This window comes from Streptomyces atratus (genome assembly GCF_900119365.1).
Taxonomy (GTDB): domain Bacteria; phylum Actinomycetota; class Actinomycetes; order Streptomycetales; family Streptomycetaceae; genus Streptomyces; species Streptomyces atratus_B.
The window spans coordinates 246,649-261,235 of sequence record NZ_FPJO01000005.1; the positions used below are offsets into that span (position 1 = coordinate 246,649).

The window sequence follows — 14,587 nt, forward strand, 5'->3', positions numbered from 1 at the left end:
GGCAACCCTAACGACCTCGCCCACGATTGGCAGTGGGAGAAGGAGCGGTGTCCGGGGCGAGCATCGCGGCGGTCCGGTCGGCCGGGTAGCAGCCGGAGTTGAGCAGCCGGATGGTGTCGCAGGCCCGGGACGCGAAGTGGAGGCAGGTGAGGTTGTTGAACCGGGACGGGTCGAGGCTCGCGTTCAGGACCGTCTGCCCCTCCCCCATCAGGTAGAAGCCATTGGTCCACTGCCACTTGAAGACCCCGGCGGTGTCGGACGAAACACCCTTGCGCGTACCGGCGTTGTTCGGGGCGAGCGCGTACGCCAGGTCGTTCCAGGTGATCAGCGGTACGAGGGCGTCGACGCGCCGGTCGACGGCCGCGGTGGCCATCTGGACGGCACCGCCGTACGATCCGCCGATCATGCCGACCGTGGGGTCGCCGCTGCCGTCCCGGGTGACGTAGTCGGCCTTGGTGCCGTCGTCGGCGGCGCGGGTCCCGGCGAGTACGGCGGGAGCCGGGTGCTGTGCGTCGACCCCGGCGGGGCGGTACAGATCGGCGTCGACGGTGCAGGAGCGGCCGCCCGCCTGGACGGTGAACTTCAGCGGGGTGACGGTGTACGGGGACTGCTCGGCCGCGGTCGCCCGTGCCGCACCGGTGAGGACCAGCGGTGCGGCGAGCGCGGCTCCGGCCACATAGGCGGCCGACTTCCGGGAGAACGTCCGATAGCCGGACCGGGGGCGGGAAACAGCACGCGACACGAGGACCTCCACACCGAGAGCGCCTTACCGACCGGTAAGTAATGAGCCGCGCTCATGCTGTGACACGTGTCATAGTGCTGTCAACGATCGGGACGGCATTCCCTGAACGATGCTCAACTTCTTTACGATTCAACGCCGTTCAGCTCAGTGCGGGCACCTCGACAGTAAGCGTGGCGGGGCCGCCGTCGGCCGGGGCGTCCAGGACGGCGGGCACACCGAGTGGAATCGTCAGCGCCGTCGGTCCGTGCCCGAAGCCCAGCTCCTCCACCACGGGCACGCCCAGCGGGCCGAGCCGGTCGGCGAGCACCGCCCGGACCTCCTCGTACGGGCCACACCCCGCCCAGGAGCCGCAGGCCACCCCGGCTACGCCGTCGAGCGCACCGGCCCGCAGCAGCTGGGTGAGGATGCGGTCGATGCTGTACGGGTCCTCGGTGGTGTCCTCGATCACCAGCAGCCCGCCCCGGGCCGAGGTCCGGACGTGCGGGGTGCCGAGTTCGGCGGCGAGCAGGCTCACACAGCCGCCGTAGGTGATCCCGCGGGCCCGGCCGGGGACCAGCACCCGCGCGGTCGGCAGGCCGAGGGTCCGTACCGAGTCGGGCTCGAACAGGGTGGCCCGCAGGGACTCCTGGGTGTCCGGGTCCTTGAGGAAGGTCTCGGTGCCGGCCATCGGTCCGTGCAGGGTGGCGAGCCCCATGCGCTGCGCGAACGCCTCGTGGAGGACGGTGATGTCGCTGTAGCCGATGAACACCTTGGGCCCCGCCGCGCGCATCGCCCCCCAGTCGACCAGGTCGACCATCCGGTGCACGCCGTATCCGCCGCGGGCGCAGATCACCGCGTCCACGGCCGGATCGCACCAGGCTTCCTGAAGATCCCTGGCCCGCGCCTCGTCGGTGCCGGCGAGGTAGTCCAGCTCGGGGTGGACCTCGCGCGCGTGCGGTGCCTCGACGGGCTCCAGGCCCCAGCCGCGCAGTACGTCCAGGCCCGCCTCCAGCCGGTCGGCGGGCACCGGGCCGCTCGGTGACACGACGGCGATCCTGGCTCCCGGGCGCAGCCGGGCCGGGCGGGTCAGCGGTACGAGGGTCACTTCTTCAGCTCCAGCCGCGGCACGTCGGTGCGGTCGATCCCGAAGGTCTGCGCGTACAGGGAGAGTTCGGCCTCCAGTGCGCGGATCATGGTGTCGGCCCGCCGGAACCCGTGCCCCTCGCCCTCGAAGGTGAGATACGCGTGCGGGACGCCGCGTCCGTCGAGCGCGGCCAGGAACCGCTCGCACTGGACGGGCGGGCAGATCGGGTCGTCCAGTCCCTGGAGCAGGAGGAAGGGGGTGGTCAGCCGGTCGGTGCGGCCGGCCGGTGAGCGTTCGCGGTAGCGCTCGGGAACCTCGGCGAGCGGGCCGACCAGGGACTCCAGGTACTGCGACTCGAAGTCATGGGTCTCGCCGGAGCCCCAGCCGGTCAGGTCGAGGACGGGGTAGATGATCGTCCCGCAGGCGTAGACGCCGGTACCGGTCAGCGAGGCGGCGGTGGTCCAGCCGCCGGCGCTGCCGCCCCGGACGGCCAGCCGCCGCCGGTCGGCCGTGCCCTCGTCGGCCAGCGCCGCGGCGACGGTTGCGCAGTCCTCGACGTCGACGACGCCCCACTGCTCGCGCAGCCGGTTGCGGTAGGCCCTGCCGTAGCCGGTGGAGCCGCCGTAGTTCACCTCGGCGACGCCGATGCCGCGCGAGGTGAAATAGGCGATCTCCAGGTCGAGTGCGAGCGCGGCGTGGCCGGTCGGGCCGCCGTGCGCCCAGACCACGTAGGGCGGCCGTTCGTCCTCGGGGCCGGACCGGTCGGGGCTGCGCGGCGGGTAGACGTGGGCGTGGACCTCTCGTCCGTCGGGCCCGGTGAAGGTGCGGTTCTCGGGCCGGGGGTAGTACGCGGGGTCGACGGCGTCCTGGTGCGGTGCCCCGATGACACGGGTGCGGCCGGTCGCGGTGTCCAGCTCCACCACCTCGAACGCGCTGTACGGGCTCGCCGCGACGCCTACGACCCGGCTGCCGTGCACGGCGAGCGTCTCGGCCCATTCGGTCCAGGGCCCGGCGACGTCGACCAGTTCGCCGGTCTGCGGGTCGAGGATGCCGAGCGTGGTGGTGCCCTTGCCGTGGATGGTGGCGATCAGGCCGTTGTCCAGCGGCCGGAACCAGCTGAGTCCGATCTTCCAGAGCGGTCCGGCGAACTCCTGCTCGCGGGGGCAGAGCGCTACCGCGCCCCGGTGCGGATCGGCGCGGTACAGATTCCACCAGCCGCTGCGGTCACTGGCGAAGAGGAGCTGCCCGTCGGTCCCCCACTCGATCTGCGGCACCGACTCCTCGGGGCCGCCGTCGAAGGACCGGGTGTGGTGGAAGGTGCCGTCCTCGGCGACGTCCGCGAGCATCACCTCGGTGCCGTCCCACGGCATCCGGGGGTGGTCCCAGGCGATCCATGCGGCCTGCCGCCCGTCGGGCGAGAGCTTCGGCCCGGTGACGAACCGGTGGTTTCCGTCGGTGAGTTCACGTACCGCCGAACGGTCGTCGGCGGCCGAGCCGTCCAGGGGTACGGCGGCGATCACCCGGCGCAGCTCGGTGGGGCCCTCGCCGGTGAACTCCTCCAGGACGCACCACACTTCGCCCCGGTCGGGGTGGAGCTGCGGGTCGGCCCAGCGCAGCCCGCCGCCGACGGCCGAGACCGGGGTGAGCGGCCGGGGCTCGTCGGGTCCGTCCGGGGCGTAGGCGTAGAGCCGCTGGTCGGCGAAGTGGACAAAGACGATCAGCGGGCCGCCCTCGGCCCGCCCGGTCCCGGCCCAGGGCACTCCGCCGTACTCGATGACCCGGCTCCGTACGTTCCACGGCGCGGGCAGCACGCAGTCGGTGCTCCCGTCCGCTCGGCGGCGGATCAGGGCGCGGCGGCCCGCCTCGGCGGGGCGCGGCTCCGTCCACCACACCTCGTCGCCGACGGTGCCGGCGTACTCCGGGCGGCCGTCGTGGGAGGCGGCGAGCGCGGCGTCGATCGGCGACGGCCAGGTTCCGTAAGCCCCGGTGGGCAGCATGATCGATTCCCCCTGTTGCGGTCAGGCAGTACGCAGATAGTGGTCGAGGACGCGGACGCCGAAGTGCAGGGCCTCGACGGGGACGCGTTCGTCGACGCCGTGGAACAGCGCCTGGTAGTCGAAGCCGACGGGCAGTTTCAGCGGTGAGAAGCCGTAGCCGGTGATGCCGAGCCGGGAGAACTGCTTGGCGTCCGTGCCGCCCGACATGCAGTACGGCACGACGTGGCCGGCCGGGTCGAAGCGTTCGATCGCGGCGCGCAGCTTGGCGAAGGTCGGCGAGTCGACCGGGGCCTGGAGCGGGACCTCGCGGTGGTGGAACTCCCAGTCGACGTCGGGGCCGGTCAGCCGGTCCAGGGTGGCGTGGAACTCGTCCTCGCCGCCGGGCACCATTCGGCCGTCGACGAAGGCGGTGGCGTGGCCCGGGATCACGTTGACCTTGTACCCGGCCTCCAGCATGGTCGGGTTGGAGCTGTTGCGGACGGTCGGCGCGACGAGTTCGGCGGCGGGGCCGAGCTTGCCGAGCAGGTCGTCGACGTCGAAGCCGGGGGCGTCGAGGTCGGGGTGGATGCCGTGCAGGGCGGCGAGTTCGGTGAGCGCGGCGCGGACCGTCGGGGTGAGCCGGACGGGCCATTCGTGCTTGCCGATCCGGGCGATGGCCTCGGCGAGCGTGCTGACCGCGTTGTTCTTGTTGACCTTGGAGCCGTGGCCGGCCTTGCCGTGCGCGGTGAGCTTCAGCCAGGCGGTGCCGCGCTCGCCCGCGGCGATCGGGTAGAGCGGGAGGTCCGGTCCGGCGTGGAAGGTGAAGGCGCCGGATTCGCTGATGCCCTCCGTACAGCCTTCGAAGAGCCCGGCGTGCCGGTCGGCGAGGAAGCCGGAGCCGTCGTCGGCGCTGGCCTCCTCGTCGGCGGTGTACGCGATCACGATGTCGCGGCGGGGCCGGACCCCGGCCCGTGCCCAGGCGCGCACGACGGCCAGGACCATCGCGTCCATGTTCTTCATGTCGATGGCGCCGCGCCCCCAGACGACCCCGTCGCGGACCTCGCCGGAGAAGGGGTGCACGGTCCAGTCGGCCGCCTCGGCCGGGACCACGTCGAGGTGGCCGTGGACGAGCAGGGCGTCGGCGGACGGGTCGGTCCCGGGAATCCGGGCGACCACATTGGTGCGTCCGGGGGTCCGCTCCAGCAGGGTGGGTTCCAGCCCGGCGGCGGCCAGCCGCTCGGCGACGTACTCGGCGGCCGGGCGTTCGCGGCAGTCGCCGCCGCCGCGGTTGGTGGTGTCGATCCGGATCAGTTCGGAGGTGAACGTCACCGATTCGTCGAGCGCCTGCTGGTCGACGCTCTCCCGGGGACCGGTCGCCTCAGCCATACTGCTCCTCCACGGCGGACGACACGAGCGTCGTCACCGCCTTGAACGTGCGGATACCTTCGTACATCGTCGCGCTGGTGTAGGCGACGCGCCGTTCGCCGCTGGGCACCACGCCGGGGACGACGGTGGCCGCCTGGGCCAGGTGCTCGGCGTCGAACTCCAGCTCCACGGTGAAGGGGCCGCCCTCCACCGGTGTGTGGCGCACGGCGAGCGCGGTGGCCTCCTTCGCGGCGGCGCGGATGTCCGCCGCGGTACGGGCCGGGGTTCGGCAGACCGCCGCGTACCGCGACACATAGTCCTTGACCGCGACCTTGCGGGCCCGGGGGGCGTACCCCTCGGCGTCCACGCAGGTCAGGTCGTCGCCGGTGACGAGGACGACGGGCACCCCGTACTCGGCCACGACATGTGCGTTGAGCAGTCCCTCGCTCGCGCGGGCGCCGTTGAGCCAGACCCCGGTGATGGAGTTCGCCAGATACGTGTGGGCGAGGACCCCCTCCGCGCCGGCGCCCGTGTGGTAGCCGACGAAGGCGATGGCGTCGATGTCGCCGTGCTGGATGCCCTCGACCATGGAGAGGGACTTGTGCCGGCCGGTGAGCATCTGGACCCGGTCGTCGAGCCGCTCCAGCAGGAGATTGCGCATGGACCAGTGGGCCTCGTTGACGAGGACCTCGTCGGCGCCGCCGTCGTAGAAGCCGAGCGCCGCCGCGTTCACGTCGGAGGTGAACATGGCACGGCACCGCTCCCATTGGGGAGTACCCGGCAGCACATCGGCCGGCCAGGTCACACCGGTGGCGCCTTCCATGTCCGCGCTGATCAGGATCTTCATGCCGGGCCACGGTACGCGCCCGTGAACCGCCAGGCCAGAGCCACAGGGACGTTCAATGGTCCAGTCCTCCGAAGAGAGTGCGACGCACGCCCCGAACAGACGCATCACGGACATCCGCGCGGGCCCGTCCGGCGCGCCTTGACACTTTCCACCACCCCAGACCATGATTCCATTAATTGACTAATGGAATTGAGGCGAAGTGCATGGCAGACGCATTCACTCCGGACGGCGCGCCCGGCGCATGGGCCCTGGAGGCCCGCGGCCTGGGTAAGCGCTACGGTCGCGGCTGGGCGCTGCAGGACATCTCGTTCCGGCTGCCGGCCGGCCGGATCTGCGGTCTCGTCGGCCCCAACGGCGCCGGGAAGAGCACCCTGCTGGGGATCGCGACCCGTCAGGTGCAGCCCACGGGAGGTGACCTCCGGGTCTTCGGCGTACCCGTGGGCGACCCCGAGGTGATGCCCAAGTTCGCGTTCCTCGGGCAGGACAAGCCGCTGTTCAAGCGGTTCACCGTGGCCGAGACGCTGCGCATGGGCGCCGAGCTCAACCCCGGCTGGGACATGGCCGCGGCGGAGCGGATCGTGCGGTCGGGCCAGGTGCCGATGGAGGCCCGCGTGGGCACGCTCTCCGGCGGGCAGCGCACCCGCGTCGCGTTCGCGCTGGCCTTCGGCAAGCGGCCCGATCTGCTGCTGCTCGACGAGCCGATGTCCGACCTCGACCCGCTGGCCCGCCACGACATGAGCACCCTGCTGATGTCGGAGGCCGTCGAGCGCGGCACCACGGTGGTGATGTCCTCCCACATGCTCACCGAGCTGGAGGACATGTGCGACTACCTGCTCGTCCTCGCGGGCGGCAGGATCCGGATGGCGGGCGACGCGGACGCGCTCGTCCCGGCCCACGCGCTGGTGACCGGGCTCGCCGCGGACGGGGACCCGGCCACCGCGCTGGCCCCGCACACCGTGATCGAGTGCCGCGTCCAGGGCCGGCAGTTCCACGCGCTGGTGCGGAAGAACGGCCCCCTGTCGGGTGACTGGGTGGTCTCCGAACCCGGCCTGGAGGAGGTGCTGCTGGCGCATCTCCGCTCGCCGGATGCGCCCCCGTTGTACACACCCGGTGCCCGTACCGAGGCCGAAGGGAGCCACACCTCATGAGCACCCCCCTGACCGACGCCCCCCGCGCCGGGCGCGCCCCGGGGCCCCGCATGCTGCGCGGGCTGAGCTGGCTCGTGGTGCGCCAGCACCGGGCCGCCCTGCTCAGCCTGCTCGCAGCGACCGTCCTCGGCTCGGTCTGGATCGTCTACGAGCGCAGCCGCATGAAGGACGTCCTGGACGCCGCGGGCTGGCCGGGGAAGGAACTGGCGCAGCCGGCGTTCGACTCGGACGGTGTGGGCCTCGTCATCAGCGCGCTGGGCGGACTGCCGCTGATCCTCGCCGTCTTCGTCGGCGCCCCGCTGATCGCGGGAGATCAGGAGCAGGGCACCGCGCAGCTGGTCACCACCCAGTCCGTGTCACGCCGCCGCTGGGTGGCGACGAAGTTCGCCTGGATCTACGCGGCGGTGCTCGTGACCGCCGCGGTGCTCTCGGCGCTGTTCACCTGGTGGTGGAAGCCCTACCGTTCGGTGTTCCCCAGCCAGTGGTCGGACGGGTCGATGTTCGATGCCACCGGCCCGGTGCTCCCCGCGCTCTGTCTCTTCATGACCGCCGCGGGCATCACCATCGGTGTGCTGGTCCGCCGCGTCCTGATGTCCATGGCGATCACCTTCGTCTTCGCCGGGGCCGTCGGGGTCTTCTGGGACGAGATGATCGTCCACCTCGCCCCGACCCGCACGATCACCTACCCGCTCGACGCGGACATGCCCTCGCGGCTGAACGAATCGTTCGAGGTGGACCGCTGGATCGGTTCCGCCGACGGCCATCTCTACGGCTGGGGCCTGTGCGCCGAGGAGACCGAGGCGGCCTCCGACGCGTGCGTCAAGGAGCACGGCATCGTCAACAATGTGTACGAGTACCTCGGCTTCGACCAGATGCCGGCCATGCAGTGGACCGGGGCGGGCATCCTGCTCGCGGGTACCGCCGTACTCACCGCGTTCGTCCTGTGGCGGGTGTCCCGTCGGCCCCTCTAGGACCTGCCACCGCAGGTACACAGGGTTTCGGCAGTCGAAGGGGAGGTGAAGGCAGTGGTCGTGTTCCGTATCGACCGGCGCAGCGGAGTGGCGACGTATCTCCAGATCGTGCGGCAGGTCGAACAGGCGCTGCGCATGGGCGCCCTGGAGAAGGGTGACCGGCTGCCCACGGCCGCTCAGGTCGCGGCCGAGACCAAGGTCAACCCGAACACCACCCTCAAGGCGTACCGCGAGCTGGAACGCGCCGGCCTCGCCGAGGTCCGGCAGGGGGCGGGCACCTTCATCACCCGCTCCCTCGTCCCGCCCCAGGCGGCCGCCGGCTCCCCCTTGCGCACGTCGCTCGTCGAGTGGCTGGACCGGGCACGCGCGCAGGGGCTCAGCGGCCAGGAGGCCGACGCGCTGTTCCGGTCGGCCCACGCGGCCGTCTATCCGCCCGAGGCGGACACCGGCTGAGGCGCGGCGCCGTACGCCTCGCGGAAGAAGAGTGGCCGGTCCCCCGGTGGGGGGCCGGCCACCGTCATCGCGGTGCGGGGTAGTCGCCCGTGGCGCCGTCGGTGCGCTCGCGCAGCAGGTCCGCGTGGCCGTTGTGGCGGGCGTACTCCTGGATCATCACCAGGTACACCCAGCGCAGGCTGACGGTCCGGCCGCGGGTGGCGTACACGAAGGCCTCGTCGAGGCCGCGCCCCGCCACTGCGGCCTCGCACGCCTCGATCTCGGCACGATAGGCGGCGAAGTCGCGCTCGGCGTGCGCGGCGTCGACGCCCTCGATGCCCTCGTCGCCGTCGCCCGGACCGGTGAAGACATCTCCGATCGGCTCACCCGCGAAGCTCCGGCGGAACCACCAGCGTTCGATCTCCGCCATGTGCCGCACCAGGCCGAGGAGGGTGAGGCCGGAGGGCTCGGCGGCGGTGCGGGCGAGCTGTGCCGGGGTCAGCCCGGCACACTTGGTGAGCAGCGTCTCCCGGTGCCATTGGAGCCAGCCCGCCAGCATGACCCGCTCGTCCGCGGTGCTCGGGACGTTCAGCTGGTCGCCGTCGGCCGTCGTACGTGCGATGCGAGGTGCCGTCCATGTCATGACGGCCATCCTCACACCACCGGGCCCACCGCTCAGGCCAGTTCCCGCAGGAGCGGCTCCGGGTCCGCGAGCAGGAACAGATGACCGCCGTCGGGGACGGTGCGCAGCTCGGCGCCGGGGATCTGCGCGTGCGCCCAGCGCGCCACCTCGACGGGGACGTTGCCGTCCGCCTCGCCGTGCAGGAAGAGGGTCGGCACGGAGACCGAGCCCAGCGGGTCCGGCAGCGGGCGGGAGTAGCCGGCGAGGTCGGTGATGGCCGCGTCCACGCCCTGGCGCTGGCCCTCGGCGGTGTCCACCTCGGACAGGGCCCGGAAGGCGGGGGTGCTCATGATCAGCCGGTCGGAGCGGGGCCAGGCATCGAGGTTCGGCTCACGCCTCGTCTTCTTGAAGATCCCCTTCCCGGCGAGCATCGGCCGGGCGATCGCCGGGGCCCAGACGACGATCCGGTTCAGCCACTTGACCAGCGGGATCCGGCGCGCGTACACCGAGCGGGGCGCTCCGGGGACGGCGGCGCACGCGAGGATCAGCCGCGTGACCCGCCCGGGGTGCTTCTGGACCGCCGAGAGCGCGTACCCGCCGCCGCCCGAGATCGCCACGAGCGTGGCCCGCTCGTGGCCCAGGTGGTCGAGCAGGGCCACGAAGTCGTCGTTCCAGCGGTGGAAGCCGCGACCGGGTACGGGATCGGTCTCGCCGTAGCCCGGGCGGTCCGGGAAGACCAGATGCAGGCCCGCGTCCGTCGCCGCCTGCCGCAGCGCGAGGCCCTCGTAGCGGCTGCCGGGGGTGCCGTGGAGCACGATCACGGGCGGGGCGGCGGGGTCGCCGTACGAGCAGTACGCGATGCGGCGCCCGCCCGGGGCCGTCAGGCGGTGCGTCTCGGGCAGGTCGGTCTCGGGCCGTTCCGTCTCCGGCGTCTTCGGCAGGTCCTGCGGGGAGGGGGTCATCTCTGCTCCTCGTGGGATGCGGGGGTGGCGGCAGCGGCGGCGATCCCGCCGATGACGAGGTCGAGGCCGAAGGAGAACCGGCGGTCGTAGTCGTGGTGGTCCGCGAAGACCGACGCGGCCCGTCGTTCCGGCGGGAGATGGTGCAGTTCCAGATCGCCGCGGCCGAGGCGGATCGCCACATGGCCGGTGACGAAGTCGTGCAGGGTGCCGTACGCGTACGCGGCGGCCTCCTCGTCGAGCCCCGCGCCGCGCAGCGCCGCCACGACCCGGTACGCGACGTCGTCGGCGCCGGGCCCGACGAGCGAGGCGCGGCGGTGCGCCTCCAGGATGACGGGGTGCCGCATGAGCAGGTCGTGGAGGGTGTCCGCGAAGAGCCGGACGATACCGCGCCAGTCCTCCGGCCAGTCCACCGACCGGGTCACCTCGCCGACGATCCGGGACACCAGCGCGTGCTGGAGCGCATCGACGCCGCCCGTCGTGCGGTGGATCGCCATCGGTGACACGCCCAGCCGGTCGGCCAGCGCCCGGAAGCTCACGGCATCGAGCCCCTGGTCGTCGGCCAGCTCGGTCGCCGCGTCCAGGATCGCGTCGAGCGTCACCGCCCGGGGACGGCCGTTCTTGGGAGTGCTTGCCTTCTCGACCACCATGACCGCACCATATCGATACGCGTAACGAAACAGCAATGGGAGCGCCCATGCCGGAGTTGCACGACCTCACCGCCCTTCAACTGGCCGCCGCCTACGAGCGCGGTGAAACGAGCCCGACCGAGGTGGTGGACCATCTGCTGGCCCGGATCGGGGACGGCGACCGGGTGGGGGCGTTCACCACCGTGTCGGCCGGCCCGGCCCGCGCCGCGGCGGCCGAAGCCGAACGTGTTCTGCGCTCCTCGGACCGCACCGGGCTGCCGCGCCTGTTCGGCGTACCCACCGCGATCAAGGACCTGGAGGCCACCGCGGGGGTGCGCACCACACTGGGCTCCGCGCTGTTCCGCGACTGGATTCCCGGGCACGACGACGAGATCGTCGAGGTCATGGCCGACGCCGGGCTGATCAGCCTCGGCAAGACCACCGTTCCCGAGTTCGGGGCGGCCTGCTACACCGAGCCCGAGGTGTCCGCCCCGGCCCGCAGCCCCTTCGACCCGACTCGCAGCGCGGCCGGCAGCAGTGGTGGCGCGGCCGCGGCGGTCGGCGCACTGCTGGTGCCGATCGCGCAGGGCAGCGACACCGCCGGTTCGGTGCGTTCCCCCGCGAGCGCCTGCGGGGTGGTCGGGCTCAAGCCCAGCCGTGGGCTCGTCACCGCGGGCCCGGCCGGCAACGACGGGATGGGGCTCTCGGTACGGGGCCCGCTGGCCCGCACCGTGCGCGACACCGCCGCGTTCCTGGACGCGCTGACCACCCGTACCGGCGTCGGCACCGTGCATCCGCCCCGGGTCTACAGCTACGAGCGGGCCTGCGACGCACCCGTGCCACGGCTCCGGATCGCGCTCGCCCAGGGATCGGTCTCGGGCTCCTCGGTGGATCCCGAGGTCGCCGCAGCCGCCGAACTCACCGCCCGTACGCTGGCCGGGCTGGGCCATGAGGTGTTCGCCCGGGACCAGGCTCCGGACCCCGAGCTCACCGAGGGTTTCCGGGTGATGTTCACGGCACTGGTCGGGTCCAGGACCATGGCGTTCGACGGGGCGCCCCTGCGTCCGATCGTCCGTCATCTCCGGTCCTGCTCACAGGAGTTCACCTCGGCCGAGCTGGCCGCCTCGATCGGTGTCGTGCAGGCCCGTGCCCGCGCCTGGACACTCGACTACGCGGACGCGGACGTGGTGATCACCCCGACCGTGACGACCCCGCCGACGCCGGTCGGCCGGCTCCGCAACGACGCGGACCCGGCGGCGGAGCTGGCCGCGATGACCGCGTTCACGGGCAACACCGTCCTGGCGAACGCCACCGGCTTCCCGGCCATCAGCCTTCCGCTGGGCTGGAGTTCGCAGGGCCTGCCGCTCGGGGTCTCGCTCACGGCCGGATGGGGCCGCGAGGATCTTCTGCTCGGCGTATCGGCCCAGCTGGAGGAGGCCCTGCCATGGGCCCATCGCTACAGCGAGCGGGCCGAGGCGCGGACACCGGCGGCGGACCCGGCCTGACCGCCACCGCAGGGCTCCGGGCGCGGTCCGGTCACTCGCCGGTGGCGCCGTCGATACGCTCCCGGAGCAGGTCCGCCTCGCCGTTGTGGCGCGCGTACTCCTCGATCATGTGCGTGAGGATGTAACGCAGCGAGAACACCTCGTCGCCGTAACTCCCGGTGACATCAAGGGAATCGGCCGCTTCGCCCTTGATTTCCGCCGGGGCCGATCATGCTCCCGCGAGTCCGCCCGGAGCCCCGGCGCCACGCAGCAGGGTGTCCACGACGCGGGTGGCCAGTGCGTCGATGTCCTCGCCCCCCGCTCCCTCCTTGGCCGCCTCGTGGATGAGGGCGTAGTAGACGCGCCGGGTCCAGTCGAGGTCGATGCCGGGGCGGAGCACGCCCGCCTCCTGGGCGCGGCAGAAGAGCCGGACACAGGTGGCCCGGACCTCGGCGTGCATACGGGCCGCCTCGGGGTGACTGTCCTCGACCGGGCGGTTCATGGCGAAGGACCAGTCGGTCTTCACGCGCAGGACGTTGGCGGTGATCTGGTAGAGGGCGACGAGCGGCGGGGCCGCGTCCGGGCGGGCGGCGTCGACGGCCTCGGCGAACTGGCGGGCGGCCCAGTCGGTGAGTTCGTCCAGGAGCGCCTCACGGGTGGCGAACCGGCGGTGGACGGTGGTCCGGGCGACCCCGGCGGCCCGGGCGAGCTGCTCCATGGTCGCCGCCGGGTTGGCGGCCAGGACGCGCTCGGCCGCTTCCAGGATGGCCCGCACCGTCCGTTCGCTGTCCGCCCGGAGAGGCCGTTTCGTCTGCTGCTTCTGCACCGTCATGACGAAACGCTACATCAGTACCCCATCAAAGCCATTACTTGCAACACCAATGTTGCATGTAATACCTTCACGGCGTCGAAGAGGTAGCAACTCTGCGCCTCTCCACGGGGAAACGACATCAGGGAGCAGTCATGCAGCACCGGATTCTCGGCCGCACCGGCATCTCCGTAAGCAAGTTCGCGCTGGGCACCCTGCGCCTGGGCGCCTGGGGGAACAGCGACCACGACGACGCGATCCGGCTGATCCGCACGGCGCTGGACGGCGGGATCAACTTCATCGACACCGCAGACCAGTACTCCGGCGGCGAGGCCGAGGAGATCATCGGCAAGGCAGTCCACGGCCGACGGGACGAGGTCGTGCTCGCGACCAAGGGCCACTTCCCGGTCCGGATGGGGGACGGCGATCCGAACCGGCGCGGCAACTCCCGGCGCTGGCTTACCCGGGCCGTCGAGGACAGCCTCCGGCGGCTGGGCACCGACCGCATCGACCTCTACCAGGTACACCGCCCCGACCCGGCCACCGGCATCGACGAGACGCTGTCCGTACTGTCCGACCTGGTGCGCGCGGGCAAGATCATGGCCATCGGCACATCGGACTTCGCCGCCGAGCAGCTCGTCGAGGCCCAGTGGGCCGCCGACCGGCGCAACCACATCCCCTTCCACACCGAGCAGCCGCCGTACTCGCTGTTCGTACGCGGCATCGAGGCCGACGTACTGCCCACCGCGCAGAAGTACGGACTCGGCGTGCTGACCTGGAGCCCGCTCAACAGCGGCTGGCTCACGGGGCGGTTCCGCCACGGCGAGCCGATCGAACTGAACGCCTTCCGCCGCGCGGTGGCCCACAAGTTCGACCTCGAACTGCCCGGCAACCGCCGCAAGGTCGACGCCGTCGAGGAGCTGCTGGCCGTGGCACGGGACGCGGGTGTCTCGCTGACGCATCTGGCGCTGGCGTTCGCGGCGACCCATCCGGCGGTCACCTCGGTGATCCTCGGGCCCCGCACCGTCGACCAGCTGACCGACCAGCTCGCCGCCGCCGAGCTCGTTCTCGACGACGAGATCCTGGACCGGATCGACGGGATCGTCCCGCCCGGGGTCACCCTCAACCCCTCGGACACCGACTACAGCAGGCCGGCCCTGGCCGCCGCGGCACGACGGCGCGGGCCCACCCGCTGACCGGCCGCGGCCTTCCTCCCCTGCCGGGCCGGAATCAGGATCACCGCACTACCGCCGGTCTCCGTCCCGATGCTCCGCGAGCGCCAGCACGGACCAGCGTGACGGCAGCTCGACGCGGGTCCCGTCGGGCAGGAACTCGGTCTGGGCCAGGGCGGTCGCACCGCCGGCCAGCGTGGTGAGGCCGGCCTCCTGGAGCAGTCGCCGCACCTCCTCCTCCGTGGCGCTCGCGGGCTTGAGCCCGTGGGCCAGGACCCGGCGCAGCTTCTCCGGTGGGCCGTCCGGGCCTGCGCCACCTGCTGGAGCACATCCTTGGAGGCCGGGGTCGGCTCGACGACGAAGGCCCGT

14 protein-coding genes and 2 pseudogenes are annotated in these 14,587 nt (G+C 72.2%); 5 read left to right on the forward strand and 11 right to left on the reverse strand.

Translation table 11 applies throughout. The annotated features are described in order from the left end of the window. Positions 1-28: 28 nt before the first annotated feature. From BT364_RS11955 to BT364_RS11975, 5 genes and pseudogenes are all read right to left on the reverse strand, one after another. Positions 29-754 (reverse strand): annotated as a pseudogene (locus BT364_RS11955) (peptidase S15); the annotation flags it as partial. A gap of 127 nt (positions 755-881) precedes the next feature. Further along, positions 882-1,826, reverse strand: coding sequence for a S66 peptidase family protein (locus BT364_RS11960; protein WP_072485133.1), 945 nt, complete (start codon positions 1,824-1,826; stop codon positions 882-884). After that, positions 1,823-3,802 carry a S9 family peptidase gene (locus tag BT364_RS11965; RefSeq protein ID WP_072485134.1) on the reverse strand — a complete coding sequence of 660 codons (1,980 nt, stop codon included), beginning with the start codon at positions 3,800-3,802 and terminating at the stop codon, positions 1,823-1,825. The genes BT364_RS11960 and BT364_RS11965 overlap by 4 nt, the downstream gene beginning before the upstream one ends. A gap of 21 nt (positions 3,803-3,823) precedes the next feature. Further along, positions 3,824-5,167 (reverse strand): M20/M25/M40 family metallo-hydrolase, encoded by a 1,344-nt coding sequence (locus BT364_RS11970; RefSeq protein ID WP_072485135.1) that lies wholly within the window; start codon positions 5,165-5,167, stop codon positions 3,824-3,826. Next, positions 5,160-5,993, reverse strand: a complete 834-nt coding sequence (locus tag BT364_RS11975) for a M55 family metallopeptidase (protein ID WP_072485136.1) — start codon at positions 5,991-5,993, stop codon at positions 5,160-5,162. Before BT364_RS11975 ends, BT364_RS11970 begins: the two co-directional genes overlap by 8 nt. A 203-nt stretch (positions 5,994-6,196) precedes the next feature. Between BT364_RS11975 and BT364_RS11980 the strand changes: the two genes are divergently transcribed. From BT364_RS11980 to BT364_RS11990, 3 genes are read left to right on the forward strand one after another with little or no spacing between them, the layout of a single operon-like run. Further along, positions 6,197-7,141, forward strand: coding sequence for an ABC transporter ATP-binding protein (locus tag BT364_RS11980; protein ID WP_072485137.1), 945 nt, complete (start codon positions 6,197-6,199; stop codon positions 7,139-7,141). Further along, positions 7,138-8,112, forward strand: a complete 975-nt coding sequence (locus BT364_RS11985) for an ABC transporter permease subunit (RefSeq protein ID WP_072485138.1) — start codon at positions 7,138-7,140, stop codon at positions 8,110-8,112. The genes BT364_RS11980 and BT364_RS11985 overlap by 4 nt, the downstream gene beginning before the upstream one ends. Positions 8,113-8,157: 45 nt before the next feature. Beyond that, positions 8,158-8,565 carry a GntR family transcriptional regulator gene (locus BT364_RS11990; protein ID WP_072485139.1) on the forward strand — a complete coding sequence of 136 codons (408 nt, stop codon included), beginning with the start codon at positions 8,158-8,160 and terminating at the stop codon, positions 8,563-8,565. 64 nt (positions 8,566-8,629) lie between these two features. On the opposite strand, the gene BT364_RS11995 is transcribed toward BT364_RS11990, so the two are convergent. The 3 genes from BT364_RS11995 to BT364_RS12005 are packed head-to-tail and all read right to left on the reverse strand — an operon-like array spanning position 8,630 to position 10,775. After that, positions 8,630-9,187 carry a DinB family protein gene (locus BT364_RS11995; RefSeq protein WP_072485252.1) on the reverse strand — a complete coding sequence of 186 codons (558 nt, stop codon included), beginning with the start codon at positions 9,185-9,187 and terminating at the stop codon, positions 8,630-8,632. A 32-nt stretch (positions 9,188-9,219) separates the two neighbouring features. Beyond that, positions 9,220-10,128 (reverse strand): alpha/beta fold hydrolase, encoded by a 909-nt coding sequence (locus tag BT364_RS12000; protein WP_079179414.1) that lies wholly within the window; start codon positions 10,126-10,128, stop codon positions 9,220-9,222. Then, a complete protein-coding gene (locus tag BT364_RS12005; protein WP_072485140.1) occupies positions 10,125-10,775 on the reverse strand; it encodes a TetR/AcrR family transcriptional regulator in 651 nt (216 codons plus the stop codon). Before BT364_RS12005 ends, BT364_RS12000 begins: the two co-directional genes overlap by 4 nt. 47 nt (positions 10,776-10,822) lie before the next feature. Between BT364_RS12005 and BT364_RS12010 the strand changes: the two genes are divergently transcribed. Next, entirely contained in the window at positions 10,823-12,259 is a 1,437-nt protein-coding gene (locus BT364_RS12010) for an amidase (protein ID WP_072485254.1), read from the forward strand. A gap of 31 nt (positions 12,260-12,290) precedes the next feature. Here BT364_RS12010 and BT364_RS12015 read toward each other — a convergent pair. Both BT364_RS12015 and BT364_RS12020 read right to left on the reverse strand, forming a co-directional pair. Beyond that, positions 12,291-12,407 (reverse strand): annotated as a pseudogene (locus tag BT364_RS12015) (mycothiol transferase); the annotation flags it as partial. A gap of 60 nt (positions 12,408-12,467) precedes the next feature. After that, positions 12,468-13,070: a TetR/AcrR family transcriptional regulator gene (locus tag BT364_RS12020; protein WP_072485142.1), complete on the reverse strand. Its 603-nt coding sequence runs from the start codon at positions 13,068-13,070 to the stop codon at positions 12,468-12,470. 131 nt (positions 13,071-13,201) lie between these two features. Between BT364_RS12020 and BT364_RS12025 the strand changes: the two genes are divergently transcribed. Then, on the forward strand, positions 13,202-14,242 hold the full coding sequence (locus tag BT364_RS12025) for an aldo/keto reductase (protein ID WP_072485143.1): 1,041 nt from the start codon (positions 13,202-13,204) through the stop codon (positions 14,240-14,242). Between the two features lie 48 nt (positions 14,243-14,290). Here BT364_RS12025 and BT364_RS44125 read toward each other — a convergent pair whose 3' ends face one another. Then, positions 14,291-14,449, reverse strand: a complete 159-nt coding sequence (locus tag BT364_RS44125) for a hypothetical protein (protein ID WP_371268579.1) — start codon at positions 14,447-14,449, stop codon at positions 14,291-14,293. Positions 14,450-14,587 lie beyond the last annotated feature (138 nt).

What these genes read in the sequence shown, in the direction of transcription:
- BT364_RS11965 (WP_072485134.1), bottom strand. Translation starts at nt 3,802, where the DNA reads ATGCTGCCCACCGGGGCTTACGGAACCTGGCCGTCGCCGATCGACGCC.
- BT364_RS11970 (WP_072485135.1), bottom strand. Translation starts at nt 5,167, where the DNA reads ATGGCTGAGGCGACCGGTCCCCGGGAGAGCGTCGACCAGCAGGCGCTC.
- BT364_RS11975 (WP_072485136.1), bottom strand. Translation starts at nt 5,993, where the DNA reads ATGAAGATCCTGATCAGCGCGGACATGGAAGGCGCCACCGGTGTGACC.
- BT364_RS11980 (WP_072485137.1), top strand. Translation starts at nt 6,197, where the DNA reads ATGGCAGACGCATTCACTCCGGACGGCGCGCCCGGCGCATGGGCCCTG.
- BT364_RS11985 (WP_072485138.1), top strand. Translation starts at nt 7,138, where the DNA reads ATGAGCACCCCCCTGACCGACGCCCCCCGCGCCGGGCGCGCCCCGGGG.
- BT364_RS11995 (WP_072485252.1), bottom strand. Translation starts at nt 9,187, where the DNA reads ATGACATGGACGGCACCTCGCATCGCACGTACGACGGCCGACGGCGAC.
- BT364_RS12000 (WP_079179414.1), bottom strand. Translation starts at nt 10,128, where the DNA reads ATGACCCCCTCCCCGCAGGACCTGCCGAAGACGCCGGAGACGGAACGG.
- BT364_RS12005 (WP_072485140.1), bottom strand. Translation starts at nt 10,775, where the DNA reads ATGGTGGTCGAGAAGGCAAGCACTCCCAAGAACGGCCGTCCCCGGGCG.
- BT364_RS12010 (WP_072485254.1), top strand. Translation starts at nt 10,823, where the DNA reads ATGCCGGAGTTGCACGACCTCACCGCCCTTCAACTGGCCGCCGCCTAC.
- BT364_RS12020 (WP_072485142.1), bottom strand. Translation starts at nt 13,070, where the DNA reads ATGACGGTGCAGAAGCAGCAGACGAAACGGCCTCTCCGGGCGGACAGC.
- BT364_RS12025 (WP_072485143.1), top strand. Translation starts at nt 13,202, where the DNA reads ATGCAGCACCGGATTCTCGGCCGCACCGGCATCTCCGTAAGCAAGTTC.